Source organism: Duganella sacchari (assembly GCF_900143065.1).
Lineage (GTDB): Bacteria > Pseudomonadota > Gammaproteobacteria > Burkholderiales > Burkholderiaceae_D > Rugamonas > Rugamonas sacchari.
Genome location: NZ_FRCX01000001.1, coordinates 802784 through 829712, shown reverse-complemented (window position 1 = coordinate 829712; position 26929 = coordinate 802784). Strand labels below are relative to the sequence as shown.

23 protein-coding genes are annotated in these 26929 nt (G+C 61.7%); 14 read left to right on the top strand and 9 right to left on the bottom strand.

Annotated features, from left to right (window positions below; genetic code table 11):
- Positions 1-46: 46 nt before the first annotated feature.
- The gene (locus BUA36_RS03870) at positions 47-1969 is read right to left on the bottom strand and encodes a PrkA family serine protein kinase (protein ID WP_072781478.1); all 1923 of its coding nucleotides are present in this window, start codon (positions 1967-1969) and stop codon (positions 47-49) included.
- 29 nt (positions 1970-1998) lie between these two features.
- Between BUA36_RS03870 and BUA36_RS03865 the strand changes: the two genes are divergently transcribed.
- Genes BUA36_RS03865 through BUA36_RS03855 form a run of 3 tightly spaced genes read left to right on the top strand, consistent with a single transcriptional unit; the run spans position 1999 to position 5954 of the window.
- Positions 1999-2370, top strand: a complete 372-nt coding sequence (locus BUA36_RS03865) for a hypothetical protein (RefSeq protein ID WP_072781476.1) — start codon at positions 1999-2001, stop codon at positions 2368-2370.
- A gap of 41 nt (positions 2371-2411) precedes the next feature.
- Positions 2412-3419, top strand: a complete 1008-nt coding sequence (locus tag BUA36_RS03860; RefSeq protein WP_072781474.1) for an adenosine deaminase — start codon at positions 2412-2414, stop codon at positions 3417-3419.
- Positions 3420-5954: an ABC transporter permease gene (locus BUA36_RS03855; RefSeq protein WP_072781472.1), complete on the top strand. Its 2535-nt coding sequence runs from the start codon at positions 3420-3422 to the stop codon at positions 5952-5954.
- Here the strand turns inward: BUA36_RS03855 and BUA36_RS03850 are convergent.
- Together BUA36_RS03850 and BUA36_RS03845 are read right to left on the bottom strand one after the other, a co-directional pair.
- Entirely contained in the window at positions 5951-6958 is a 1008-nt protein-coding gene (locus BUA36_RS03850) for a response regulator (protein WP_072781471.1), read from the bottom strand. The genes BUA36_RS03855 and BUA36_RS03850 overlap by 4 nt on opposite strands.
- 2 nt (positions 6959-6960) lie before the next feature.
- The gene (locus BUA36_RS03845; RefSeq protein WP_229255597.1) at positions 6961-8232 is read right to left on the bottom strand and encodes a sensor histidine kinase; all 1272 of its coding nucleotides are present in this window, start codon (positions 8230-8232) and stop codon (positions 6961-6963) included.
- Positions 8233-8386: 154 nt separating this feature from the next.
- Between BUA36_RS03845 and cqsA the strand changes: the two genes are divergently transcribed.
- The 5 genes from cqsA to BUA36_RS03820 are packed head-to-tail and all read left to right on the top strand — an operon-like array spanning position 8387 to position 13295.
- Positions 8387-9619, top strand: coding sequence for an alpha-hydroxyketone-type quorum-sensing autoinducer synthase (gene cqsA / locus BUA36_RS03840; protein ID WP_072781469.1), 1233 nt, complete (start codon positions 8387-8389; stop codon positions 9617-9619).
- A gap of 15 nt (positions 9620-9634) precedes the next feature.
- Positions 9635-10027 (top strand): group II truncated hemoglobin, encoded by a 393-nt coding sequence (locus tag BUA36_RS03835; RefSeq protein ID WP_072781468.1) that lies wholly within the window; start codon positions 9635-9637, stop codon positions 10025-10027.
- A 4-nt stretch (positions 10028-10031) separates the two neighbouring features.
- The gene (locus BUA36_RS03830; protein WP_072781466.1) at positions 10032-11300 is read left to right on the top strand and encodes a DNA recombination protein RmuC; all 1269 of its coding nucleotides are present in this window, start codon (positions 10032-10034) and stop codon (positions 11298-11300) included.
- Between the two features lie 56 nt (positions 11301-11356).
- Positions 11357-12136 carry a DeoR/GlpR family DNA-binding transcription regulator gene (locus BUA36_RS03825; RefSeq protein ID WP_072781465.1) on the top strand — a complete coding sequence of 260 codons (780 nt, stop codon included), beginning with the start codon at positions 11357-11359 and terminating at the stop codon, positions 12134-12136.
- 4 nt (positions 12137-12140) lie between these two features.
- Entirely contained in the window at positions 12141-13295 is a 1155-nt protein-coding gene (locus tag BUA36_RS03820; RefSeq protein WP_072781463.1) for an MFS transporter, read from the top strand.
- Here BUA36_RS03820 and BUA36_RS03815 read toward each other — a convergent pair.
- From BUA36_RS03815 to BUA36_RS03795, 5 genes are all read right to left on the bottom strand, one after another.
- Entirely contained in the window at positions 13246-14043 is a 798-nt protein-coding gene (locus tag BUA36_RS03815; RefSeq protein ID WP_072781461.1) for an ABC transporter permease, read from the bottom strand. The genes BUA36_RS03820 and BUA36_RS03815 overlap by 50 nt on opposite strands.
- Positions 14040-14651, bottom strand: a complete 612-nt coding sequence (locus BUA36_RS03810; RefSeq protein ID WP_072781460.1) for an ABC transporter ATP-binding protein — start codon at positions 14649-14651, stop codon at positions 14040-14042. Before BUA36_RS03810 ends, BUA36_RS03815 begins: the two co-directional genes overlap by 4 nt.
- A 5-nt stretch (positions 14652-14656) precedes the next feature.
- Positions 14657-16561 carry a molybdopterin molybdotransferase MoeA gene (moeA, locus tag BUA36_RS03805; protein ID WP_072781458.1) on the bottom strand — a complete coding sequence of 635 codons (1905 nt, stop codon included), beginning with the start codon at positions 16559-16561 and terminating at the stop codon, positions 14657-14659.
- A 2-nt stretch (positions 16562-16563) separates the two neighbouring features.
- Entirely contained in the window at positions 16564-17682 is a 1119-nt protein-coding gene (moaA, locus tag BUA36_RS03800) for a GTP 3',8-cyclase MoaA (RefSeq protein WP_072781456.1), read from the bottom strand.
- Between the two features lie 104 nt (positions 17683-17786).
- Positions 17787-20843: an Rne/Rng family ribonuclease gene (locus tag BUA36_RS03795; protein WP_072781455.1), complete on the bottom strand. Its 3057-nt coding sequence runs from the start codon at positions 20841-20843 to the stop codon at positions 17787-17789.
- A 667-nt stretch (positions 20844-21510) separates the two neighbouring features.
- On the opposite strand from BUA36_RS03795, the gene BUA36_RS03790 reads away from it, so the two are divergent.
- The 4 genes from BUA36_RS03790 to BUA36_RS03775 are packed head-to-tail and all read left to right on the top strand — an operon-like array spanning position 21511 to position 24564.
- Positions 21511-22491, top strand: coding sequence for an RluA family pseudouridine synthase (locus BUA36_RS03790; protein ID WP_072781453.1), 981 nt, complete (start codon positions 21511-21513; stop codon positions 22489-22491).
- Positions 22492-22501: 10 nt separating this feature from the next.
- Positions 22502-23161, top strand: a complete 660-nt coding sequence (locus BUA36_RS03785) for an HAD-IIIA family hydrolase (RefSeq protein ID WP_072781451.1) — start codon at positions 22502-22504, stop codon at positions 23159-23161.
- Positions 23161-23529: a Rieske (2Fe-2S) protein gene (locus tag BUA36_RS03780; RefSeq protein WP_072781450.1), complete on the top strand. Its 369-nt coding sequence runs from the start codon at positions 23161-23163 to the stop codon at positions 23527-23529. The genes BUA36_RS03785 and BUA36_RS03780 overlap by 1 nt, the downstream gene beginning before the upstream one ends.
- Positions 23530-23553: 24 nt before the next feature.
- Entirely contained in the window at positions 23554-24564 is a 1011-nt protein-coding gene (locus BUA36_RS03775; RefSeq protein ID WP_072781448.1) for a S49 family peptidase, read from the top strand.
- Between the two features lie 178 nt (positions 24565-24742).
- Here BUA36_RS03775 and BUA36_RS03770 read toward each other — a convergent pair whose 3' ends face one another.
- Positions 24743-25027 (bottom strand): hypothetical protein, encoded by a 285-nt coding sequence (locus BUA36_RS03770; RefSeq protein ID WP_229255596.1) that lies wholly within the window; start codon positions 25025-25027, stop codon positions 24743-24745.
- A gap of 115 nt (positions 25028-25142) precedes the next feature.
- Here BUA36_RS03770 and BUA36_RS03765 point away from each other — a divergent pair, with 115 nt between their 5' ends.
- Positions 25143-25859: a pseudouridine synthase gene (locus tag BUA36_RS03765; RefSeq protein ID WP_072781446.1), complete on the top strand. Its 717-nt coding sequence runs from the start codon at positions 25143-25145 to the stop codon at positions 25857-25859.
- On the top strand, positions 25856-26833 hold the full coding sequence (locus BUA36_RS03760) for a fumarylacetoacetate hydrolase family protein (RefSeq protein ID WP_072781445.1): 978 nt from the start codon (positions 25856-25858) through the stop codon (positions 26831-26833). The genes BUA36_RS03765 and BUA36_RS03760 overlap by 4 nt, the downstream gene beginning before the upstream one ends.
- Positions 26834-26929 lie beyond the last annotated feature (96 nt).

Here is a 26929-nt window from a genome sequence, read left to right as displayed (position 1 = left end):
TGGTCGGCGCCGCGCCTCCTGTGCACTGGAGGCGCGCAGTTGCTGCTTAGGACGACTTCCTCACACGCAGATACCATTCGCACAGCAAGCGTACCTGCTTGGCCGTGTAGCCTTTTTCCACCATGCGCGCGACAAAGTCGGCGTGCTTGTTGGCGTCTTCCGCGCTGGCCTTGGCGTTGAACGAAATCACCGGCAGCAATTCTTCCGTGTTGGAGAACATCTTCTTCTCGATCACGGTGCGGAATTTTTCATAACTGGTCCACGCCGGATTCTTGCCGCCGTTATTGGCGCGCGCACGCAGGCCGAAGTTGACGATCTCGTTACGGAAGTCTTTCGGATTCGAGATGCCGGCCGGTTTTTCGATTTTCTCCAGCTCGTTGTTGAGCGACTCGCGGTCAAAGCTTTCGCCGGTATCGGGATCGCGGTATTCCTGATCCTGGATCCAGAAGTCGGCAAAGGTCACGTAGCGGTCGAAGATGTTCTGGCCATATTCGGAATACGATTCCAGATACGCGGTCTGGATTTCCTTGCCGATGAATTCGACGTAGCGCTGGGCCAGGTGCTCCTTGATATACGAGAAGTACTTCTGTTCCAGTTCGGGCGGGAATTGCTCGCGCTCGACCTGCTGCTCCAGCACGTACAGCAGGTGTACCGGATTGGCCGCCACTTCCGTATTGTCGAAGTTGAAGACCTTGGACAGGATCTTGAATGCAAAGCGCGTCGACAAACCATTCATGCCCTCGTCGACGCCGGCATAGTCCACATACTCATGGAGCGACTTGGCTTTGGGGTCGGTGTCCTTGAGGTTTTCGCCATCGTAGACCAGCATCTTGCTGAACACGCTGGAATTCTCGGGATCTTTCAGGCGCGACAGGATGGCAAACTGCGCCATCATGCGCAAGGTGCCGGGTGCGCAGGGCGCGGCCGACAGCGAGGAATTGAACAGCAGCTTGTCGTAAATCTTGATCTCGTCGGTCACACGCAGGCAGTACGGCACTTTGACGATGTAGATACGGTCGAGGAAAGCCTCGTTGTTGCGGTTGTTCTTGAACGATTTCCACTCCGACTCGTTCGAGTGCGCCAGCACGATGCCGTCAAACGGGATCGCGCCAAAGCCTTCCGTGCCTTTGTAATTGCCTTCCTGCGTGGCAGTCAGCAGCGGGTGCAGCACCTTGATGGGGGCCTTGAACATCTCGACGAATTCCATCAGGCCCTGGTTGGCCAGGCACAGGCCGCCCGAGTAGCTGTAGGCATCGGGATCGTCCTGCGAATAATCTTCCAGCTTGCGGATATCGACCTTGCCGACCAGCGACGAGATGTCCTGGTTGTTTTCATCACCCGGCTCGGTCTTGGAGATGGCCACCTGCTTCAGCACGGAAGGGTAGCGCCGCACCACGCGGAACTGGTTGATGTCGCCGTTGAATTCGTGCAGGCGCTTCACCGCCCATGGCGACGGGATATTGCGCAGGTAGCGGCGCGGGATGCCGTAATCTTCTTCGAGGATGGTGCCATCCTCTTCCTCGTTGAACAGCCCCAGCGGCGATTCATTTACCGGCGACCCCTTCAGGCAATAGAAGGGGACATGCTCCATCAGTGACTTGAGTTTTTCCGCAATCGACGATTTACCGCCGCCCACCGGACCCAGCAGATAAAGGATCTGCTTGCGTTCTTCCAGGCCCTGCGCGGCGTGACGGAAGTAGGACACCACTTGCTCGATGACTTCTTCCGTACCGTAGAACTCGCGGAACGCCGGATAAATCTTGATGACCTTGTTCGCAAAGATACGCGACAGCCGGGTGTCATTGCGCGTGTCGACCAGGGTCGGTTCGCCAATGGCGGCCAGCATGCGCTCGGCAGCGCTGGCATAGGTCAGCCGGTCTTTCTTGCAAAGTTCGAGATACTCCTTCATGGACATCTCTTCTTCTTTGGTCCGTTCGTATCGTGCGGCGTAGTTGTCAAAAATGGTCATGTGAATGTCCTTTTATGATGGAAACCTGCTTGTCACGAGTCACCGGCAGTTCACCTGCCCTGGCTCTGGTTCGTATAATTCCTTTTGATCTTGTTTTTCTTCGTGGTCAGCTTCTTTGGGTGGCGCGGATTGCCCGCGCCGATGAGCTGGCTTTATGGCCGGATGTCGGCTTTTATGTGTTGGTCGTAACGCTTCTTACGTCTATGAAATTGATTATTGCGCTATTGGTGCAGGAAGTCAAAAGATATGTCGTAATATCGTTAATACTCTTTCGTAACTATTTGATTTTAAAAGTAAAAATCGCAATGCACACGTGTTTTTCATGGTGTTTTATGGTCCTTAAACACCACAGTATCATGCCTTTGAAAGATGTGCTGACACACTCTTGCGGCATGCGATAAGATGACTTGATTCAGTAACCCCAGTAACAGGAAAAAAACCAATGTTGAACGAACAATTACGCCGCGTGTTGCAGCAGATGCCGAAAGCCGAGCTGCATATTCACATCGAAGGCTCGCTGGAGCCGGAGCTGATCTTCGCGCTGGCCGAACGCAATGGCGTCAAGCTGGCGTACGGCTCGGTGGAAGAACTGCGCGCGGCGTATGCTTTCACCGACCTGCAATCCTTTCTTGACATCTATTACGCTGGCGCCAGCGTGCTGTTGAAGGAGCAGGACTTCTACGATATGACCGCCGCGTATCTGAAACGTGCGGAAGAAGATAATGTGCGGCATACGGAAATCTTCTTCGATCCGCAAACGCATACGCACCGTGGCGTGGCGATGGACGTCATCATTAACGGCATCTACCGCGCCTGCCAGGACAGCCCGGTCAGTGCCACGCTGATCCTGTGCTTCCTGCGCCATCTGTCGGAAGAGGATGCCATCGTCACGCTGGAGGCGGCGCTGCCGTACCGCGACAAGTTTATCGGCGTCGGCCTGGACTCGTCCGAAGTCGGCAATCCGCCGGAGAAGTTTGCACGCGTGTTTGCGCGCTGCCGCGAGCTGGGCCTGCACCTGGTGGCGCACGCGGGCGAGGAAGGTCCGCCGGCCTACATCTACACCGCACTGGACACCCTCAAGGTCGAGCGCATCGACCACGGTGTGCGCTGCCTCGAAGATCCGGCGCTGACCGAACGTCTGGCGCGTGAACAGATGGCGCTGACGGTGTGTCCGCTGTCCAACATCAAGCTGTGCGTGTTCGACAAGATGGAACAGCACAATATCCTTGACCTGCTGAACGCCAACATCGTGGCCACCGTCAATTCCGACGATCCGGCTTACTTCGGCGGCTATATGAACGATAACTTCATCGCCACGTTCGAGGCGCTGCCGCTGGGCCTGTCCCATGCGCAGCGCCTGGCGCGCAACAGCTTTGCGGCGGCCTTCCTGCCGGCGGCGCAGAAGCAGCAGTATCTGGATGAAGTCGACGCATTCTTTGCCAAGGTCTAAATGTTCAAACTCGCCCTGAAAATGACCGCGCGCGACTGGCGCGCAGGTCAGCTGCGCTTTCTGCTGATTGCGCTGACGGTAGCGGTGGCCGCCTTGTCGGCCACTGGCTTCTTTATCGATCGCCTGCGCAGCGGACTTGATCGCGACGCCCACCAGCTGCTGGGCGCCGACGTGGCCGTCAGCGCAGATCTGCCGGTGCGGGCCGAATGGCGTGCGCAGGCGGTACAGCGCGGGCTGGTGGTGACCGATACCATCAGCTTCCCGAGCATGGCGCAGGCGGGCGAGGGCGAGCAATCCAGTTCCATGCTGGCGGCGTTGAAGGCAGTCGGCCCTGGTTATCCGCTGCGCGGCAAGGTGAAAATTACCACCGATGCGGCGCAGGCGGAACAAAGTATCGGCGTGCCTGCCGCTACGGTGCCGGCGCCGGGCACGGTGTGGGTCGAGCCTGGCATGCTGGGCAGTCTGAAAACTGCCGTAGGCCAGCAGCTCAAGCTCGGCGACAAAAGTTTCACCATCACGCAGCTGATCGCTGCGGAGCCGGATCGCGGCGCCAACTTCCTGGCGTTTGCGCCGCGCGTGATGTTTGCGCTCGACGATCTGGCGGCGACCAATCTGATCCAGCCAGGTTCGCGTGTGAATTACCGCTTGCTGGCCAGCGCGCCGCCATCGCTGAAGAACGGCGCCGCCGTCGCCCGGGCTTATCAGACGTGGCTGGAAGCGGAAATCAAGCGCGGAAATATCAAGGGCGTGCGGGTCGAGTCGCTCGACAACCGCCCGGAAATGCAAAGCACGCTGGAACGCGCGGACCGCTTCCTGTCGCTGGTCGGCCTGCTGTCGGCGATGCTGGCGGCGGTGGCTGTGGCGATGGCGGCACGCCGCTTCATGCAGCGCCATCTCGACGCCTGCGCCATGCTGCGCTGCCTGGGCCTGACGCAAAACCAGGTGACGGCGATGTATCTGATCGAATTCCTGCTGGTGGGTTTACTCGGCAGCGCCGCCGGCGTGCTGGTTGGCTTTGCCGGCCACTATGTGCTGCTGGAGGTGCTGGGTGCGCTGGTGTCCAGCGAGTTGCCGGCGCCAACCATGTATCCGGCATTGCAGGGCATGGCCATCGGCATCCTGCTGCTGGCGGCATTTGCGCTGCCGCCGATACTGCAACTGCGCAAGGTACCGCATAACCGCGTGATCCGCCGCGAGCAGGACCCGCCGCAGGTGAGTGCGCTGGCCACCTACGGCATCGGCATGGCGGGTTTTGTCGCGCTGCTGCTGTGGCAGGCTGGCGATCCGATGATGGCGCTCTACACGGCGCTGGGCTTTATCGGCGCGTTTGCGGTGTTTGGCCTGGTGGGCTGGCTGGGACTGCGTTCGCTGCGCTCCCTGCGCGGCGCGATTGACCATCAGAGCTGGCGCTTTGCGATTACGTCCTTGCAGCGCCGCCCCGGCGCCACCATCGTGCAGATCGTCTCGCTGGCGCTGGGCATGATGGCGCTGCTGGTGCTGACCGTGGTGCGCGGCGACCTGATGACGGCCTGGCGCAATGCCACGCCGCCGGATGCACCGAACCGCTTCATCATCAACATCCAGCCGGAGCAGCAGGCGGACATCGCCGCGCGCCTCAAGGCGGCGGGTGTGAGCTATGCGCCGCAGTATCCGATGATACGCGGCCGCCTGACCACCGTGAATGGCGCTGCGGTGACGGCGGAAACCTACACCGATGAGCGCGCCAAAGGGCTGGCGGACCGTGAGTTCAACCTGTCCACCATGGCGCAGATGCAGGCCGAAAACAAGATCAAGGAAGGCAGGTGGTTCGAGGATAAGCCGGGCTTCCCGGAGGCGTCGGTGGAAGAGGGCATCGCCAAAAACCTGAACTGGAAACTGGGCGACAAGCTGCGCTTCGATATCGCGGGTACGCCGGTGGACGTCACCATCACCAGCATCCGCAAGCTCGATTGGGGCTCGATGCGCGTGAACTTCTTCGTCATCATCAATCCGGCAGCGATGACAGAAATCTCGCAGAGCTGGATCACGGCGTTCCACCTGCCGCAAGGCCAGGGCGCGGTGATGAACGGCCTGACGCGCGACTTCCCCAACCTGACCATCGTCGATGTCGGCGGCATTCTGCGCCAGGTGCAGGCGGTACTGGACCAGGTGATTACGGCGGTGGAGTTCCTGTTCGTCTTCACGCTGGCATCGGGCGTGCTGGTGCTGTATGCCGCCCTGATGGGATCGCAGGATGAACGCACGCGCGAAGCGGGCCTGTTGCGCGCGCTGGGCGCGACGCGCAAGCAGCTGTCGCAGGCGCAGCTGATCGAGTTCACGCTGGTAGGCGCCTTGTCCGGCCTACTGGCGGCGACCGGTGCGGCGGCCATGGGCTGGGCGCTGGCCACCTATCAGTTCAAGTTTGCCTGGAGCTTCAGCCCCGTGGTGTGGCTGGTTGGCCTGCTGGCTGGCGCGCTGTGCGCGATTGCCGGCGGCTGGCTGGGTCTGCGCAATGTGCTGCGCCAGCCGCCGCTGCAAACGCTGCGCGAGGCTTAAGCCGCAATGATTTGCGGCTGCAGCTCCTGCAGGAACTGCGCGTAGGTGTAGGGGCGCTGTCCGAAATAGTGGCCGGGCAGGTCGAACAGCGCCCAGTAGTAGGTCTCCTGTCCCACGCAGACCTGTGGCGCCGCCGTGTAGCGGTGCCAGTTCTCGCTCATGCTGTTGGTGTACATGCCGTCGCCGAATGGATCGCTGAAGAAGGCGAGCACGCGGCGTTCCAGCAGCGCGTTGAGGAGCGAGCGCGGCGCCTCGCTGTCGCGGGCGATTTCGTATTGCGCGCACATGCCCTGTTCGGTTTCTATCATCATCAGCGTGGCCTTGCCCTGCTGGTCGAGGAACAGGATGCCGGTGGGGGTAGGGAAGATGTAGTGCTCGACAAAGCCCATGGTGCGCTTGATCTCCCGCACCACGGCGGTCAGCGCCGGGTCGCACAGGAAGCGGAAGTCGTGCAGCGCGACCATCTCGCGCAGCGTGTCCGACTGGCTGTCGAAGTAGCGGTCCTGCAGCGCGGCGATTTCCAGCTCCAGGATGTCCAGCGCGTGGTCTTCGCTCTTCTTGATGTAGCGGTCGATGAGGCCGCGGTTGAAGGCGGCCACGGCGATCTTTTCATCGGCCGCTCCGGTGAACAGGATCTTCTTGCAGGGCAGATGCGCAACGGCGGCGCAGAATTCCAGGCCATTCATCTGCGGCATCGAGTAGTCCACCACCAGCACCGACGGCACGGCAAAGCGCTGGCGCTGCTCGCTGATCCGGTAGATGCGCTCCAGGTCCAGCGCCACATTGCATTGATCGGCCGGCAGGTTTTGCATGTCGAAGTTGACGTGCAGCGGCACGCTGGCATCCGGCGCGCTGTTGCGCAGCCAGTGCAGGGCCTCGGTCGTGTCATGGAAGGTTTTGTTGGCCAGCATGGGGTCGAGCTGGAATGACAGGCTGCTCAAAAAGGAGTCGCTGTCGTCAACCAGTACGGTCATGGTGGGGTGCGCGTAGACGGGAAGGTGCATGATTACCTCACTGGGAATTCCAGGATGAAGACGGCGTAGGCGCTCTCGCGCGATACGCAGCGGATGCTCGCACCCCAGGCTTCCATGATTTCCTGGCACAGCGCCAGACCGATGCCGGCGCCGTTGTGCGGCGGGTGGGAGTAAAAGCGGCGGAAGATCATCGGCATGTGCTGCATGGCGATGCCGCAACCAGTGTCGATGAAGAGCAGGCGCGGCATGCGCTGGCTGCCGTCGATGACGATACGTACGCGGCCCTTGCCGGCGCGCTGCACGGCGCGCAGGGCGTTGCGCATCAGGTTGAGCAGCACGACCACGGCCAGCTCGGTCTGGCCGGAGAAGTGGAAGTTGCGGCGCACCTCCAGCCGCACCATCTTCTGCTGTTTCTGGCTGGAGAAGGGATAGCGTTTCAGCACCGATTCCACCACCGACTCCATCGACACCATTTCCACCGGGCGCAGATTCTGCCGCACCGCCGTCGCACTCAGCAGGAACAGGTCGATCATGTGATTCATATGGCGGACTTCAAACTGGATGCGCGCGAGCGCGTCGACGATGGGAATGCGCTCGCTCCGCTGGTCCGCCATGAGCCGCAGCACGCCGCGCACATTGGCGTCGACGCTGGTGAGCGGGGTGCGCAATTCGTGCGCCACGGTAGCCAGGCCAGCGCCCATGCCGGTCAGTTTTTCCTGCGCCAGCACATGGCGGCTGATCTTGGCCGCCGACAGCACGGCGATGGTGAACCAGTGGATTGGCAGCTGCTGCAGGACTTGCCGGCTGAGCAGCGCGTCGCCCGCACCCTGCGATATGGCGGCGGTGCAGGCCAGCAGGGTGCCGATGGCGTACGCGCGCAGCGCCAGTCCGGTATCGAAGTGAAACAGCACCACCAGGCCGATCAGCAGCGACTCGCTCCATACGCCGGAACCGTGGTTCATCAAAAACATCAGCGTGAAGAAGAACGGAAAAATGTAGCTCAGTGTGACCAGCAGGTAGAGGTTGAGCACTTGCCGGCTGAACTGGCGCGCAAACAATCCCACCGCGCACAGCATTATGCCCAGTAGGCGCAGCGGCAGCGACTCGAAATCCTGCGGGAAGAAGTGATGCCAGATCACGTAGTACAGCGGCATGGCGACCGTGCCGATGCAGGCGAGCAGCAGGACGCGCACGGTCGCGTGGTCTTCACGGCCGTGATATAGGAGCAGGGACTGTACCAGTCCGTGCTGCCAGCGCTTCCAGCGTTCTTGCAGGGTGGATGTCATGGGAATCTTGATTTTCATCAAGTTCACATGATGGCCTTAAATTACAACGCGTTTTGCGACATTAAAACGCCAATTGATCCGTATCAATCTCGCTGAGTTTTTTTCGCCGCATGGTGGCACTGCGGTGCTTAGAAAAATAACCATCATTGTTCAAAACCCAAGGAGACGCGACATGAACTACGCCGTTGCCCAGACCCTGCTGCCTTCGCATCTGCCGGACTTTGTCACCCGGCGCATGGACCTGCACTACATCACCCGTATCGAGCAACTGCTGGGCGGCGAACATCCGCATGCCTGGCAGCCCACGCCGGCCAACGCGGTTTTCCTGGCTGGTAACGACTACCTGTGCCTGGCCGGCGAGCCGGCACTGGTCGGCGCGCAGATGTCGGCCTTGCAGCATCGCCATGGTGAATTGCTGATGTCTGCCGTCTATCTGCAGGAGGACAGTGCCCAGCACCGGCTGGAACTCAAGCTGGCGCAGTTCATGGGGGCGGAGGATGGGATACTGGCGCAATCCGGCTGGGCCGCCAACGTCGGGCTGGTGCAGACGCTCACGGGGCCGGGCATTCCCGTGTACCTGGACATGCAGGCGCATGCTTCGCTGTGGGAGGGCGTGCAGTCGTCGGGCGCGACGCCGGTCTCCTTCCTGCACAACGATATGGACCATTTGCGCAAACAGCTGCAGCGTCACGGCCGCGGCCTGATTGTGGTCGATGCGCTGTACAGCACCAACGGCAGCGTGGCGCCGCTGGTGGAACTGGTGGAGATCGCGGAGCGCGGCGGCTGCATGCTGCTGGTGGACGAGTCGCACTCGCTGGGTACGCACGGGCCGCGCGGCGCCGGACTGGTGGCGGCGCTGGGATTGAGCGAGCGGGTACATTTCCGCACGGCGTCGCTGGCCAAGGCATTTGCCGGGCGGGCCGGCTTCATTACCTGTTCCAGTCATTTCAAGGGCTACTTCCTGTCCGAGTCGCGCCCGGCCATATTTAGCTCCTGCCTGCTGGGACATGAGCTGGCGTGGTTTGACGCGGCCATCGATTTCATCGCCGCTGCCGACGACCGCCGCGCCGCGCTGCACGCGCACGCGCGCACATTGCGGGAAGAACTGGGCGCGCTGGGCTACAACGTCAGTGACGGCTGCGAGCAGATCATCGCGCTCGAGCCAGGGCCGGAGCCGAGAACACTGGCGCTGCGCAAGCTGCTCGAGCAGCGCGGCGTGTATGGCGCCATGTTCTGCGCACCGGCGACGCCCAAGAACCGGTCACTGGTGCGGCTGACGCTCAATTCCGGCCTCAATCGCGTGCAGCTGGCGCGCATTGTCCACGCCTGTGACGAGATCCGCCACCAGGTCGATCTGGAGAGCTGGTCGTCCACGCGCCGCCTGCGCAAGCTGGCCCTGGTATAAGCTATCATTGCGGGTATGACTGAAGAATCCCGCACCCTTTACGAAGTAATTGGCGGCGAATCGACCATCCGCGCGATGGTCGATCGCTTTTATGATCTGATGGAACTTGAACCTGAGTTCCAGCTGCTGCGTTCCGTGCACGGCCCCTCGCTGGAAAACGCCAACCAGCGTTTGTTCATGTTCCTGAGCGGCTGGATGGGCGGCCCGGACCTGTACCAGCAGGCGCATGGCCATCCGCGTTTGCGCATGCGCCATATGCCGTTCGCCATCGGCACGCAGGAACGCGACCAGTGGCTGCGCTGCATGGCGTGGGCAATGGAAGATGTCGGCATCGATACCGAACTGCGCGTGCGCCTCATGAACTCCTTCTTCCAGACCGCCGACTGGATGCGCAACAAGCCGGATTGACGCCATGACCCAGACTGCATTCCTTGTATTGCTGGCCGCACTCGCTGCGGTGATTGTGTTGCAGGTGCTGGTGCTGCTGCGTTCCCGCAGCGGCAGCCACGGTGATCTTGCGGAGCGCATCGAACGTGTCGAGCGCGAAGTCCGCATGCAGCTGCAAACCACGGCGCAGACCAGCAATTCCGCCGTCGTGCAGCAGTTCGACGCCGTGCGCCGCCAGCTCGACGAGCAAGGCCTGGCCGCGCGTCACGAGCAGGCGCGCAGCCTCAAGCTGTTCGCCGACAGCATGAACCAGCGCATGCTGGAAGTGCGCGTGATGTTGGAGACCAAGATCAAGGATCTGCAAGCCGACAACGGCGCGCGCCTGGAGGAGATGCGCAAGACAGTGGATGAAAAACTGCATGCGACGCTGGAGTCGCGCCTGACCGCCTCGTTCCAGCAAGTGTCCGAACGGCTGGAGCGCGTGCACCAGGGCCTGGGTGAGATGCAGCAGCTGGCCATGGGCGTCGGCGATCTGAAACGCGTGCTGACCAATGTGAAGACGCGCGGTACCTGGGGCGAGGTGCAGCTGGAGATGCTGCTGGAACAGGTGCTCACGCCGGACCAGTATGCAAAGAATGTCGAAACCATCGCCGGCAGCGGCGCGCGCGTGGAGTTTGCGCTCAAGCTGCCGGGCCAGAGCGACAACGCCACGCCGGTCTGGATGCCGATAGACGCCAAGTTCCCGAAAGAGCAGTACGAACGTCTGCTGGAAGCGGCCGACAGCGCGGACGCGGAAGGCGTGGCCCTCGCCGGGCGCGAACTGGAACGTGCAGTACGCACGGAAGCCAAAACCATCGCCGAGAAATACGTCTCGCCACCGCACACCACCGATTTTGCAATTCTGTTCCTGCCCACCGAAGGCTTGTATGCGGAAGTGATGCGCCGTCCTGGCCTGGCCGATGAGCTGCAGCGCGTGAGCCGCATCAGCATTGCCGGTCCGTCCACGCTGACAGCGCTGCTGAATAGTCTGCAAATGGGCTTCCGCACGCTGGCGCTGGAAAAGCGTTCGTCGGAAGTGTGGCAGGTGCTGGGCGCGGTGAAGACCGAATTTTCCAAGTTCGGCGACGTGCTGGCCGCCACCAAGCTGACGCTGGAGCGCGCCGCCAAGAATATCGAATCAGCGGAAACGCGCAGCCGCCAGATGGCGCGCAAGCTGAAAACCGTGGAGGCGTTGCCCGCCGACGCCGCGCAACTGCTGCTGGGAGCCGCTGACGCCGATACTGACGCGGAATAAATCCATGTTTATGCGTATTTGTGCGCGATATTGCGCACTTGTGTATAATCTCGTCCATGAAACGAGAAAATCTCCTGCTGCAAGAGCGGCACGCCTACATACTGGCGCAACTTAATACCGAGGGCCGCGTCATTGCGGCCACGCTGGCGCAAGAGCTCAACGTCACCGAAGATACGCTCCGGCGCGACCTGCGCGATCTCGCCGCCGCCGGTTTGTGCCAGAAGGTCTATGGCGGCGCGGTGCGTATGCCAAACGCGCCCGAGAGCGGCACGCTGGTGCAGCGCATGGAGCGGCAGCAGTCCGACAAATCGCGCCTGGCTGCGGCGGCAGTGACGCTGATTGCGCCGGGCAGCATACTGTTCCTGGACGCGGGTTCCAGCAACCTGGCCATCGCCTGCGCGTTGCCGGAGGTGCCGCTGACGGTGCTGACCAATGCTCCCTCCATCGCCGCACAACTGCTGGAGAAACCATATATCGATCTCATCATGATCGGTGGGCGTATCAAGCAAAGCCTTGGCGGCAGTGTCGGCAGCACCGCACTGCGTGAAGTGGAACTGATCCATCCTGACCTGTACTTCGTGGGCGCTTGCGGTGTCGACCTGGACGCGGGTGTCACCGCAGTCGACTACGAAGAAGCTGAATTCAAACGCCGCCTGTCGGCGCACAGCAAGGCGACCGCAGTGGTTGCCACCGCCAGCAAGATCGGCGCGGTGGCGTCCTATCGCGTGCTGCCGATTTCCCAATTAACCCATTTGATCGTCGAAGCCGAAACGAGCGAAGCAGCGGCGGAGGCCTATGCCGCCGCCGGTACCCGCTTGCTGCGCGCTGGCGCCTGACACTATGAACAACTACGGTTTGAAACAGCGCGTTTCCACGCGACTGGCTTTTCTTGCGGCCGGCATGGCCATGTCTTCGTGGGCGCCATTGGTGCCGTATGCGCAATCGCGCACCGGCGTCGAAGCGGCGCAACTGGGCTTGCTGCTGCTGTGCCTTGGCATCGGCTCGCTGCTGGCGATGCCGGTGACCGGTGTGCTGGCGGCGCGCTTTGGCTGCCGCCGCGTCATCATGTGGTCGGGCCTGGGTTGTTGTGCCGTGTTTCCCTTCCTGGCGATTGCGCCCAGCGCGCCCTTGCTGGCGCTGACCTTGTTCCTGTTCGGCGCCACCATCGGCACGCTGGATGTGGCGATGAACGTGCAGGCGGTGATCGTGGAGAAGGATTACGACGGCGCGCTGATGTCCGGCTTCCATGGCATGTTCAGCGTCGGCGGTATCGCCGGTGCTGGCAGCATGAGCGCGATGCTGTGGGCAGGGCTGGATATCGTCACCGCATCGGTCGTGATGACGCTTGCTGTGGCGCTGGTGCTGCTGGGCGCAGGCCCGCATCTGCTGCGCGAGGCGCCTGCTGCGGAACGTGATGCGCCGCTGCTGGTGGTGCCGCGCGGTGCGGTGGTGGTGATCGGCGTGCTGTGCATGTTCGTGTTCCTGGCCGAAGGCGCGGTGCTCGACTGGAGCGCAGTGATGCTGACCAATGGCGGCATGAGCGGTGCGCAGGGCGGCCTGGGCTACGCGGCATTTGCGGTGGCCATGACCGTTGGCCGTCTGAATGGCGACAAGATCGTGCAGCGCTGGGGCGGCCGCCGCATCCTGATGCTGGGTGGCCTGGCTTCTGCTGCGGGCTTCCTGCTTGTGGTGCTGGCGCCGTCGGCGTGGCTGGCGCTGCCGGGCTTTGTGCTGATTGGCTGCGGTGCGTCGAACATCGTGCCGGTACTGTTCACGGCAGCGGGCAGCCAGCGCGATATGCCGGCCAGCCTGGCGGTCAGCGCGATTTCCACCATCGGCTATGCAGGCATCCTCGCAGGCCCGGGCGTGATTGGCTTCGTGGCGCATGCCGTCGGTTTGCAGTGGGCCTTTGCGGCACTGGCTGGCGGCATGCTGCTGGTGGCGTTCAGCGGCTTGTCAAACGTTCCAGGCGCAGGCGGTGGCGCTCGTCCGTGATGCTGCGCGCGGCCAGATAGACGGCCAGCGTGACAGCAATGCCGCTGCCGCCGGCCAGCAGGAACATCAGCAGGATCTGATAGCGTACGGCGTCCATCGGATCCATGCCGGCGAGGATCTGGCCCGTCATGATGCCGGGCAGGGTGATGATGCCGGCCGCTGACATCTGGTTGATGATGGGGATGAGGCCTTTGCGGACCGAGTCGCGTATCAGCGGCGCCAGCGCTTCGTTGCGCGTGGCGCCCAGCACCAGTTTCGCTTCTATCGCGGCGCGCGCGTTGACCACGCCGCCGTAAAAAGTGTCCAGTCCCAGACTGGCGGAGTTGAGCACATTACCAAGGACGATGCCGATGAGCGGTATGGCGTAGCGGGGCTCGTACCATGGCGTGGGGTGCAGCACCGTCAGCAGTGCCAGCACCACTGTGGCGATGCTCGACAATCCCACGCTGGCTGTCGCCAGTCCGACGCCGGGCCAGCCGCGCAGGCCGTGCGCTGGCCGCATCGCCACTTCGCGCGCGGCAGCGACGATCATGAGCAAGGCTACGGCCAATGTGGCTGCGGGCGACGCCAGCGCGAATACCCAGCGCAGTACCAGGCCAACCAGCAGCAGCTGCACCACCATGCGGACGGCGGACCACAGCATCATGCGCTGCATGCGCAATCCCAGGTAGGCCGAAATGCCTGCGTTCAGCACCACCAGCGTCGAGGCGACGGCAAGGTCGATCGCGCCCGGCTGGATGGCATTCATGCTGCGGCCTCGCTGAGGACGCGGTTGTGCATGGCCATATGGCGCTGGCCCAGCGCCTGCGCCTGCGTTGCGGAGTGCGTAACCAGGATGATCGACAGGCCGTTCAGCAGTTCCTTGCGCAGCAGGGTTTCGGTGGCGGCTACCGATTCGGGGTCCAGTGCCGCTGTCGGCTCGTCGAGCAGGAGCACTTTGGGAGCACAGGCCAGCGAGCGTATCAACGCCATACGCTGGCGTTCTCCGGTCGAGAGCCGGCTGATTTCCTGATCGAGCAGCGACGGCGATAGATTCAGCTGCGGCAGCAGTTCCCGCACGCGCGGCATCTGGCCGGGTTTGAAATGCGCGCTGGCGGCAGGCAGCCACCATGCCGGTTCGGCAGGCTGGTAGACGACCTGCGAGCGCCATACGGGTGCTGCCATATTGGCGCGCGATACGCCGTCAAGCAGCACTTCGCCGCTGTTGGGATCAAGGTCGCACAGCATGCGCAGCAGCAGGCTTTTGCCGGAACCGGAGGGACCCGAGATGGTGATGCAGGCGCCAGCCGCCAGTTCGAATGTGTACGGCCCGGCCAGCGGAGACTGCACGTGGTGGACTTGCAGGCGCGCTGACATGATGCTCAGGTCAGACCGTCGAACAGGAGGATATCGACGATCTGGCCTGCCGCCACATCGCCTTGCGCATGGTGCAGTACGACGATGCAGTTCCCTTCGCTCATGGAACTCAGGATGCCCGAGCCTTGGGCGCCGGTCAGTCGAACCTGCGCCGTGCCGTCCGCCGCCGTGCTGACGATGCCGCGCTGGTATTCCGTGCGGCCCGGGCGTTTGCGGATGTTGCTGGCGGTGCGGGCCTGCACGGTTTGCAGTTTCGCTTCGCTGCCCATCATGCGGAGCAGGGCGGGGCGGGCGAACATATAGAACGACACCATCACGGCAACCGGATTACCCGGCAGGCCAAACAGCCAGGCGCTATCTGGCCCGCTCTGGACTTTGCCGAAAGCGAGTGGACGACCCGGGCGCATGGCCAGCTTCCAGAAGGCGACATCGCCGAGCAGCGCCATGATGTCGCGCGTGTAGTCAGCCGCGCCTTCAGAGACGCCGCCCGAGGTGATGATGGCGTCAGCCTGGTGCGCGGCGGTGCGTAGTGCTGCCTCCAGTGCCTGCGGATCATCGCGGACCACGCCCATGTCGATGACTTCACAGCCAAGCCGCGTGAGCATGCCGAACAAAGTGTAGCGGTTGCTGTCGTAGACGCAGCCTTGCTCAAGCTTTTCGCCGAGCGAGCGCAGTTCGTCGCCGGTGGAGAAGAAGGCGACTTTGAGCTTGCGCTTGACGACGACTTCACCAATGCCGAGCGAAGCGATCAGGCCCAGATCTGCTGGGCGCAGCAGTTTGCCGGCGCCGATGGCGATGCCGCCCGCTGGCAGATCCTCGCCCGCGCGGCGCAGGTTGGCGCCGGCGCGGATAACGTCGTGGGCGATGGTGACAGTGTCGCCGTCAATCGCAGCGGTCAGCTCCTGCGGCAGTACCGTGTCGCAGCCGGGCGGAATGGCGGCGCCGGTCATGATGCGGATGCATTCGCCTGGCTGGGGTGCCTGCGTGAATGGATGGCCGGCGTAGGCGACGCCGATGACGTTGAAGCTGCGCGCGCCTTCGCCAGGCAGGTCGGCGCCGCGCAGCGCATAGCCGTCCATGGCGGAGTTGTCGTAGGCCGGGACGTTGATGGGCGAGATGATGTCGGTGGCGAGTACGCGGTCCAGAGCGTTGAGCAGCGGGAGCGTTTCGCTGGCTTCGACCGGCGTGATGCGTTCGCAGATGAGGCGCTGCGCTTCCTCGACCGGCAGTGCAGCGGGATCGGCAGCCCGCCCGACAGATGGTGGTGCGACCGGTGCGGCGGGGACGTTGCGTTCGTGGTGCTGCAAGTCTTCCAGCGTGTTGATATTGCTGAAGGCGGCGGCATCGTCGAACAGCACTTCGGCCACTTTGAGCGTTTTGTAAAAGCCTTCCATGCGGCGCGCGCCGGTGTCGAGGTAGGCTTCCAGCGCTGGCAGTACGCTGGCCTTGAGCAGGCTGAAAACAGGATGCGCCTGACGGAACGGCGCGGCATCCGCTTGGGCGGGATCGCGCTCCATCGTGATTGCCATTGCCAGGTCGGCGTCCTCGGCTTGCAGGGCAGCGTATAAGCGCTCGGCCAGATCGGCGGGGAAAAACGGCGAATCGCACGGCGCGGTCAGCAGCAGTTCGGTCGGACAGAATTGCAGGCCGACTTGCAGGCCAGCCAGCGGTCCTGCAAAGCCGTCCAGGTAATCCGGCAGCACCGGCGATGCGCCAGCGACGGCCTGGTACTGGGGCAGGTTGCGGTTGGCGTTGATGGCGACTGTGGCCACCTGCGGCGCCAGCCGGGCCAGCACGTGCGACGCCAGCGTCGCGCCACGGAATGGCTGCAAGCCTTTGTCCACGCGGCCCATGCGCGTACCGCGACCGCCCGCCAGTATCAGTCCGGTGACCTTGCTCTTCAAAGACAAAACTAACCCCCGATGTATGACATTTCCACTTTGTTGGCACTGCGGCGCAGGGCCTCGGTCTGGCTGGTGCGCAGTTCCGAGTAGCGGTCTTCGCGCGCGCGCCACAGGTGCGCCAGCGCGGTGCTGATTTCGGCATCGCTGCGGCCTTCGCGCACCAGGGCGCGCAGATCGTGGCCGCTGGTGGCAAACAGACAGGTGTACAGTTTACCCTCTGTCGACAGGCGCGCACGGGTACAGTCCGAACAAAATGCGTGGGATACACTTGAGATCAGGCCGATTTCGCCGCTGCCGTCGGCGTAGCGGTAACGCGTTGCGGTTTCACCGGTGTAGTTGGCGGCGATCGGCGTCAGTGGCAGCTCGGCGCTGATGCGGCTGACTACTTCCGCCGATGGAATCACTTCGTTCATCTTCCAGCCATTGGACGCGCCGACGTCCATGTATTCGATAAAACGCAGGATGTAGGGCGTGCCGCGGAAGTAGCGCGCCATCGGCAAAATCTCCTGGTCATTCATGCCGCCTTTGACCACCATATTGATCTTGATCGGGCCAAGGCCGACCTGGTGGGCGATGTCGATGCCTTTTAATACGTCGTCCACGGAGAAGTCGACGTCGTTCATGCGCTGGAAGGTATGGTTGTCGAGCGCGTCCAGCGAGATGGTCACGCGTTGCAAGCCGGCGTCCTTGAGCGATTGCGCCTTGCGGGCCAGCAGCGAGGCGTTGGTGGTCAGCGTCAGGTCGAGTAGTTTGCCGCTGACGGTTTTCATCCCGGCCAGCATGGCGATCAGGCGTTCGATGTTTTTGCGCAGCAGCGGCTCGCCGCCCGTGAGGCGGATTTTCTCCACACCGTGCGCCACGAACAGTTGGGCGATGCGGGCGATTTCTTCAAACGACAGCAGGTCGTTGTGCGGCAGGTACTGGTAATCGCTGTTGAACACGGCCTTGGGCATGCAGTAGACGCAGCGGAAGTTGCAGCGGTCCGTGACGGAAATGCGCAGGTCGTGCAGTGGCCGCGCCAGGCGGTCGCTGAGCAGACCGGTCGGCGTTTCCAGTGTGGGGGGAATGGCCGGCGCGCGGTGAGTGTCCGCGCGCTGCTCGGCCATCATGATGATTTTTTCTGCCATATTGCTGTTTGTGAAATGCACTTGCTAGCTACCAAGACAGTTACGATAGCACGGATGAAAAAAAAGGGAGGCTAAGCCTCCCTTTTCTATACAGCCGGTGTGGCTTAACGGCGGGTGTCGACCTGGACCAACGGCTCGTCAACCTGCGGTGGCAGTGGCTTGCGCTCACGTGGCACGCGTGCTGGTTGCACCACTTGCGCAGCGGCTTCCTGCGCAGCACGCAGTTTGGCTGGGTCGGTAGCGGCCAGCGTCAGACCGGCGGAGTTGAGGACCGTTTGCAGATCGATTGGTGCGGATGGCGCCGGGGCCGGGGCCGCAGCAACTGGTTCCGCAACAACTGGCGCTGCAGCTTCGATTACTGGGGCCGGTGCTGGCGCTGGCGCAGGTACTGGTGCTGGTACGTCCGCGACTGCGGCAACCACAGGCTCAACCACCGGGGCGGCTGCCACGACGGGTGCTGGAGCAGCAACTGGCTCAGCAGCTGGGGCCGGAGCGGCTTCAACTACTGCTGCAGCTTCCACTACAGGCGCTGCTGCCGGTGCTGGTGCCGGTGCCGGTGCAGCTTCCACCACTGGCGCGGCTTCAGCAACCACGGCCGGTGCAGCGTGCTCAACTTGCTCGACTGGCGCAGGTACGGCCGGTGCAGCAACTGGCGCTGCTTCGACTGGTGCGGCTTCGACTGGAGCAGGAGCAGGAGCAGCTTCCACTGGTGCGGCAGCAGCCTCCGTCACTACGGCAGCTGGTGCAACAACGGCTTCTGCGGCAGGCGCTGCAGCGAAGCTCAGTTCAGCTTGTTCGCCAGCTTCCGCTGCGACTGCCGATTCCTGGCCTTCTGCACCCTCCACGCCTTCCACGCCTTCGCGTTCACGGCGATTGCGGTTGCGGCCACCGCGGCGGCGGCGGCGGCGTGGCTCTTCGCCATCCACTGCGCCGTCGTGCTCTTCACCCTCAGGACCGGCGTTTGGCGCCGATTTCAGGATGCTGGCAGCCTCGGTTGCCGGGCCATTTGCTGGCGTCAGGTTGTTGAGTGCCAATTCATCCACTTTGGCTTCCACTGGCGCTTTGTCTGCGCGTGGCTCACGTGGCGGACGTGGTGGACGCTCGCCGCGTTCCGGGCGCTCAGCACGCTCGGCACGTTCACCGCGCTCGCGCGGCTGGGCTTCTGCTGCCGGATTGTCACGCGGTTCACGTGGCTCGCGCGCTTCACGCGGCGGACGCGGCTGGCGTGGCGGACGGCCGTTGGTGTCAGCGGCCTTGCCTTCTTCCTGGCCTGGACGGCTGGCGCCGGCTTCCTTCTCTTCACGCTCGCCACGGCCACCTTTGGCGCCGCGGTTACGGCCGCGTGGGCCACGGGCGTTGCGGTCGCCGCGCTCACCGCCATTGGCCGGGGCCTTGACGACGATGGTTGGCTGCTGCGGCAGGGCCGGAGTGGCTGGCTTGCCGGTGAAGAAGCTGATCAGCTTGGCGAAGAAACCTTGCTCGGCTGGCGCAGGCGCTGGGGCCGGTGCCGGCTTGATGACGGTTTCGGTCGGCTTGCGGTCCACCAGCGGTGCTGGCTGCTCAGGGGTAATGGTCTTGACCATGGCTTCCTGGCGCGGCTTGGCTTCTTCTTTCTGGCGCTTGCTGTACGCCAGGTCGGTTTCAGCCTGTTCCGCCAGGGTGTAGCTGGCGCTGCTGTCTTCCAGACGTGGATCGTCGTGCTTGATGCGTTCCAGTTTGTAGTGCGGGGTTTCCAGGTGCTTGTTCGGCACCAGGATGACGTTGATGCGGTGACGCGTCTCGATCTTGAGCACCTCGCCGCGCTTTTCGTTGAGCAGGAAGGCGGCAACGTCCACGGGTACTTGTACGTGGATGGTGGCCGAGTTTTCCTTCATCGCTTCTTCCTGGATGATACGCAGGACTTGCAGCGCCGACGATTCGGTATCGCGGATGTGGCCGGTGCCCGAGCAGCGTGGGCAGGTCACGTGCGAACCTTCGGACAGCGACGGACGCAGACGCTGACGCGACAGTTCCATCAGGCCGAAACGGGAAATCTTGCCCATCTGAACGCGGGCACGGTCGTGGTGCAGCGCATCTTTCAGGCGCTGTTCCACTTCGCGCTGGTTCTTGGCGACTTCCATATCGATGAAGTCGATGACGATCAGGCCGCCCAGGTCACGCAGACGCAGCTGGCGGGCAACTTCTTCAGCCGCTTCGCAGTTGGTGTGGAAGGCGGTGGTTTCGATGTCGGAACCGCGGGTGGCGCGGGCCGAGTTGACGTCCACCGAAACCAAGGCTTCGGTATGGTCAATCACGATGGCGCCGCCGGATGGCAGCGGCACGGTACGCGAGTACGCGGTTTCAATCTGGTGTTCGATCTGGAAGCGCGAGAACAGCGGGACATCGTCGCTGTAGCGTTTGACGCGATGGACCATGTCTGGCATCACGTGGCTCATGAACTGGTGAGCCTGTTCGTAGATGTCGTCGGTATCGATCAGGATTTCGCCGATATCCGGCTGGAAGTAATCGCGGATGGCGCGGATTACCAGCGACGATTCCTGGTAGATCAGGAATGCGCCCGAGGCCGACTTGCCGGCGCCTTCAATTGCGCGCCACAGTTGCATCAGGTAGTTCAAGTCCCACTGCAGTTCTTCCACGCTGCGGCCGATGCCGGCGGTACGGGCAATCACCGACATGCCTGGCGGCAGGTCCAGCTTGTCCATGGTTTCGCGCAGTTCCTGGCGCTCTTCACCTTCCACACGGCGCGATACACCGCCGCCACGTGGGTTGTTCGGCATCAGCACCAGATAGCGGCCGGCCAGCGAGACGAAGGAGGTCAGGGCCGCGCCTTTGTTGCCGCGCTCTTCCTTTTCCACCTGGACCATGATTTCCTGGCCTTCGCGCAGTGCTTCCTTGACGGAAGCATTGCGCACGTCCACGCCTTCTTTGAAATACGTGCGGGCGACTTCTTTGAATGGGAGGAAACCGTGGCGATCTTCGCCGTAGCTGACGAAGCAGGCTTCGAGCGACGGTTCGATGCGGGTGATCACGCCTTTGTAGATGTTGGACTTGCGCTGTTCGCGTCCGGCGGTTTCGATGTCGATATCGATCAGTTTCTGACCGTCGACAATGGCTACGCGCAGCTCTTCTTGCTGCGTAGCATTAAACAACATACGTTTCATTTTTATTAACTCCGCGACCCTTGGGCCATCTATGCTGTCCGGTTTCTTAGGACCGGTGCAGCAAGGTACAGGGATATACGCGAGAATCAGATGGATTGCGGGGGTATGCCCATCCTGTGCGGCTGCACGAAGCGGCCGCAACTGGGCGCATGAGATTGATCGACATGCCGAGTACGCGCTCCCTCTGTAGTTCTCCATGCGGCCCCAACGGACGGCAGAAAAGAACAGACGGCGAGCAGCGTCTAAATGGCCAGATCTCGACCAGGCTTGATACTACAAGTGTTGCAACTTCGGTAACCAGGCTATTTCAGCCTTCCGTCGAGCTTGCAGTGAGCATGGGGTCTGGCGAAAACGGCAAGCGTTATCAACTACTCATCAACCGGCCAGCCTTAAAGTGAACAGGCTAACCGGACTTTATCCTTACTATCCAATCAATCTTCTTCAGCATCCCTGTCGTTATCCGATTACAACTACGGTGCAACCTTGATTCCGGCAGGGGTGGTGCGTATACATTTTTTCCTCTGAATTTGCAATTAGGCGAGGCCAGTGGAGACGCCCCTGTGTAAAATGTGCTTTTATTCTTACACGTGCCGCAGTGAGAACCGCAGCGAAACGATTATATATTCAAAATGAAGGACTTAGAGAGATTTCTGGGAAGACAGAGCAAATGAAGATGCAAAAAGATGTTGTTCCCGCTTCAACGTCCACCCCGCTGCAAGCACAATTCGTCACCATTACTGAAGAAGAGGCCGGTCAACGGATCGATAACTACCTGTTGCGCGTTTGCAAAGGCGTGCCGAAAAGTCACGTCTATCGCATCCTGCGCTCGGGTGAAGTCCGCGTCAACAAGGGCCGTATCGATCAATTGTACCGTCTGGTACAGGGTGATGTGGTGCGGATTCCGCCAATCCGCCTGGCGGAAAAGCCGGACAACCACGTCCCCGCCGCTGAATTCAAGATTATTTTCGAAGATACCCACTTGCTGGTGATCGACAAGCCGGCTGGTGTGGCCGTGCATGGCGGCTCCGGTGTGTCGTTTGGCGTCATCGAGCAGTTGCGCGCCTCGCGTCCGGATGCCAAGTTCCTGGAACTGGTGCACCGGCTGGACCGCGAAACCTCGGGTTTGTTGTTGTTGGCGAAGAAACGTACGGCCCTGACCAGCCTGCACGAGCAGATGCGCGATGGCAAAACCGACAAACGCTATCTGACCATGGTATCGGGCGACTGGAAAAACGCGCGCCAGCATATCAAGCTGCCGCTGCATAAATACACCACGGCCGATGGCGAACGCCGCGTGTCGGTTTCGGCCGACGGCATGGCGTCGCACACGGTCTTCACACTATTGAAGAAATTCGATGGCTTTGCCTTGCTGGAAGCCGAACTGAAGACGGGACGTACCCACCAGATCCGCGTTCATCTGTCATCGTCGGACTTCCCCATCCTGGGTGACGACAAATACGGCGATTTTCCGTTGAACAAGGCGCTGCAAAAAGCCACCGACACCCGTGGCGCACTGAAGCGCATGTTCCTGCACGCCCATCAAATTACGTTTACCCATCCTGAATCCGGCAAAAACATAACGCTGAATGCGCCATTGGCTGCCGAATGTGAGCGATTCTTGGTAAGCTTGGGAAAACCTCTTAACTAATCGCAAACACATGGCAAGAAAGCAATTTGATCTGATCGTCTTCGATTGGGATGGTACGTTGATGGATTCAACGCTGACCATCGTGAAATGCATCCAGGCGGCGGCGCGTGACCTGTCGCTGCCGGTGCCGCGCGACGACGCAGCCGCCCATGTCATCGGCCTGGGTTTGCATGAAGCCATGCAGGCGGTGTTGCCGGATATCGACCCGGCCTACTATCCGCGCATGGTGGAACGTTACCGCTATCACTTCCTGTCGCGCGATCACGAAATCAGCCTGTTCCCTGGCGTGCATGACATGCTGCAGGAGCTGTCGCAGAACGGCTATTTCCTGGCCGTGGCCACGGGCAAGAGCCGCGTGGGCCTGAACCGCGCCATGAATGACGTTAAAGTGCTGTCGCTGTTTGATGCCACTCGTTGCGCCGACGAAACCTTCTCCAAGCCGCATCCGGCGATGTTGCAGGAACTGACGCGGGAGTTGGGGCAGGATATGCGACGTACGCTGATGATCGGCGATACCACCCATGATCTGTTGATGGCCAACAATGCCGGTGCTGCCAGCGTGGCGGTGCAATATGGCGCCCATCCTGCCGATCAGCTGGCGGCTTGCAATCCCCTGTATTCGGCCCAGACCGTGGCTGAGCTGCACCAGTGGCTGAGTGAGCACGCCTGATGCCGGATGAAATCCTGATTTGTGCAGCGGACGCCGTGGTGGATGGCGGCAAAGGTGTGCGGTTTGCGCTCACGGCGGGCGGCGAAGACGCCACCGGCTTTGTGGTGCGCTACAACGGCAAACCGTACGCCTACCTCAACCGCTGCGCCCATGTGCCGATTGAACTGGACTGGAATCAGGGTGAATTTTTTGAGTCCAGCAAGTTGTACATCATGTGTTCGACCCACGGCGCGGTCTACACGCCGGAGAATGGGCATTGTGCTGGTGGCCCATGCCGCGGCGGCCGGCTGCGGCCGATCGCCGTGCTTGAGCATGACCAGCAGATTTATTGGCAGCCGGACGACTATGTGCGTCCCGCGCGCGCCTGATTAAAAACCGAAACCAAGCATTCCATGAGCGACGATATCGACACCAGCAGCACCCCGACTCCTGCACCACAGCCGGCCAAGCCGGCCACAGGCGCTTCCAACTGGGAGCGTGAAGTCCTGGAAAAACTGGTGTTTGCCACGCTGAAAGAGCAAAAAGCGTCGCGCCGCTGGGGCATTTTCTTCAAGGCGGCAACCCTGCTGGTAATTGTCTTTGGGCTCGGCGCCTACTTTGATTTCAGCTGGACCGGTTCGGATGGCGAAACGCTGGGCCGCCATACGGCGCTGATTGAGGTGGAGGGCGCCATCGAGTCGGAAGGCAGCGGTTCGGCAGCGGTGGTGATTCCCGCGCTGAACAAGGCGTTTTCCGACAGCGGCTCGGTGGCCGTGGTACTGCACATCAATAGTCCAGGCGGCAGCCCGGTCCAGGCCGGCATGATTGTGGATGAGATGATCCGCTTGCGCAAAGGCTATCCAGGCAAGCCGCTGTACGTGGTGGTGGATGAGATCTGCGCGTCGGGCTGCTATTACATTGCAGCTGGTGCAGACCGCATTTACGTTAATAAAGCCAGCATTATCGGCTCAATTGGCGTGTTGATGGACGGTTTTGGCTTCACCGGCATCATGGAGAAGGTGGGGGTCGAGCGCCGCTTGCTGACGGCGGGCGAGAACAAAGGCTTTATGGACCCATTCAGCCCGCTGACCGAAAAGCACAAGCAGCACGCCCAGGCCATGCTGAACGAAATTCATGCGCAATTTATCCAGGTCGTCCGCAACGGTCGTGGCAAACGTCTGAAAGAAACGCCGGATATGTTCTCGGGCCTGTTCTGGACCGGCGCCAAATCCATCGACATGGGACTGGCCGATGCCTACGGCACCGTCGACAGCGTGGCGCGCGACGTGGTGAAAGCGGAAGACATCGTCGACTATACCCAGCACGAAGGCCTGCCTGAGCGGGTGCTGAAGAAATTCGGCGCCGCCATGGGCGCCGGTGCGATGAAGTCGGCCGTAGAGACGGTGAAACCCAGCCTGCGTTAGTCTGGGGGCGTTAGTCTATGACATAGGATGACTGGTTGAGCGATTAACATTATCAATACAGTCTTCTTTTTACTTGCATATCGCTCATGGTGAACTATATTGGGGGTGTAGTTCTTTCCAAGGGGGGCATATAAACACTTTCTGGTTGTGCAGTATTGGTTAGACTTCACAGATGGAACTACTCAACCGCATCGTCGATGCGGAGCAGAGAGAATTTCGATTCCTCATTCGAGTCCCCTTGTGGGACTGAAAACAGCGGCGCAACGCCGCTGTTTTCTATTGCGGCATCGTGTTGCGCAAAGCCGCCCGCGTCCAGCCAGGCCAGAAAGGCAGCCTGTTGCCTGGCGTGCCACCGTGCTTGCACGGTGGTGGCAGGTGGCGGGTCGTGACGGCAGCGCTCCAGCAGCACGGCGCTGCGATGCTGGGCTGCGTGGAGAAAGGCGGAGGAGTGGCGAGTAGTCATGGTGAGTATTCCTAGGTGCCTTAGGCCGATTCCTAATGCAGTTTCAGTCTATCAATAGAATCCGGGCCGGGCTTGATATACGTCAACACTGGACACATCCTGTAAAATCGCGCCCATGAGCAAATTATCCTTGGACCGCATCCTGCAATCGCAGGGCTATGGCACCCGCAAGTACTGCCGCTCCCTCATCGAGGATGGCGAAGTGACAATCAACGGCGAAGTGCACGACAACTACAAAGCAGCCATCGAAACCGATGGGCTGGTATTCACCCTGTTCGACGAAGAGGTGGTGTACCGCGAACACGTCTATATCGCGCTGTTTAAACCGCAGAACTACGAGTGCTCGCGCAAGCCCAGCCACCATCCTGGCGTGCTGACCTTGCTGCCGGAAGAGTTCACCTGGCGTGAAGTGCAGCCGGTCGGCCGGCTTGACCATGATACGACCGGCATGCTGCTGATGTCCGACGATGGCGCCTTTATCCATGCACAATCGTCGCCAAAGCGCCATGTGCCGAAAATCTACCAGGCCACCACGGCAGAGCCGGTCACGGACGAACTGATCGCCAAATTGCTGTCGGGCGTGAAGCTGCATGACGAACCGGAACCGCTGGCGGCGCAGACCTGCATCAAGCGCGGCGAGCATCAGCTGGAGATCGTGCTGGAGCAGGGCAAGTATCACCAGGTCAAGCGCATGCTGGCGGCTGCCGACAATCATTGCAGTGCCTTGCACCGTTCGGCGATTGGCGGCCTGGAGCTGTCGGCATTGAATATCGAAGAAGGCGACTGGTGCTACCTCACGCCTGAACAACTGGCTTTGCTGGCGCCCGCATGAAACTCGCTACCCTGAAAGATGGCACCCGCGACGGTCAGCTCATGGTGGTGTCGCGCGACCTGAAAACCGCGCAGCTGGCCGATGGCATCGCCCGCACCCTGCAGCACGCGCTCGATGACTGGACTTTCATTGCGCCGCAACTGGATGCCATCTATCAGGAACTGAACCGGGGCGGCGGCCGCCGCAGCTTCGACTTCGAGCCCGGCAACTGCATGGCGCCGCTGCCGCGCGCCTACCAGTGGGCGGACGGCTCGGCCTATGTGAACCATGTCGAACTGGTGCGCAAGGCGCGCGGCGCGGACATGCCTGCGTCGTTCTGGGAAGACCCGCTCATGTACCAGGGCGGCAGCGACGATTTCCTTGGCCCGGCCGACGACATCAGGCTGATGCACGAAGAGTGGGGCATCGATTTCGAAGCAGAAGTGGCGGTCATCACCGACGACGTGCCCATGGGCGCGACCGCCGACCAGGCCCACCAGTGCATCCGCCTGCTGATGTTGGCCAACGACGTCTCGCTGCGCAATCTGATACCGGAAGAGCTGGCCAAGGGCTTCGGTTTCGTGCAATCCAAGCCGTCCACCAGCTTCTCGCCGGTGGCGGTCACGCCGGACGAGCTGGGCGACGCCTGGAAGGGCGGCAAAGTCCATCTGCCGCTGCTGTCGACCTGGAACGGCAAGCTGGTCGGCAAGCCGCAGGCGGGCGTGGACATGGTGTTCAACTTCCCGCAGCTGATTGCCCACCTGGCCAAGTCGCGCAATGTGCGTGCCGGATCCATCATCGGCTCGGGCACCGTGTCCAACAAGGACGCCAAACGTGGTTATTCCTGCATTGCCGAGCAGCGCTGCCTGGAGATGATCGCCGGCGGCGAGCCCGTCACGCCGTACATGGCGTTTGGCGACACCATCCGCATCGAAATGCTGGACGACGGCAAATCGGTGTTCGGCGCCATCGCCCAAACCGTCAAACAAGCCTGAGTTTCTCCATGGAATCGTGGATATGGCGGTGAAAACCCGCCGTATTCCACCGATGATCTGTTGCCGCTGCGCCCGATAATGGCACTGTTGAAGTTT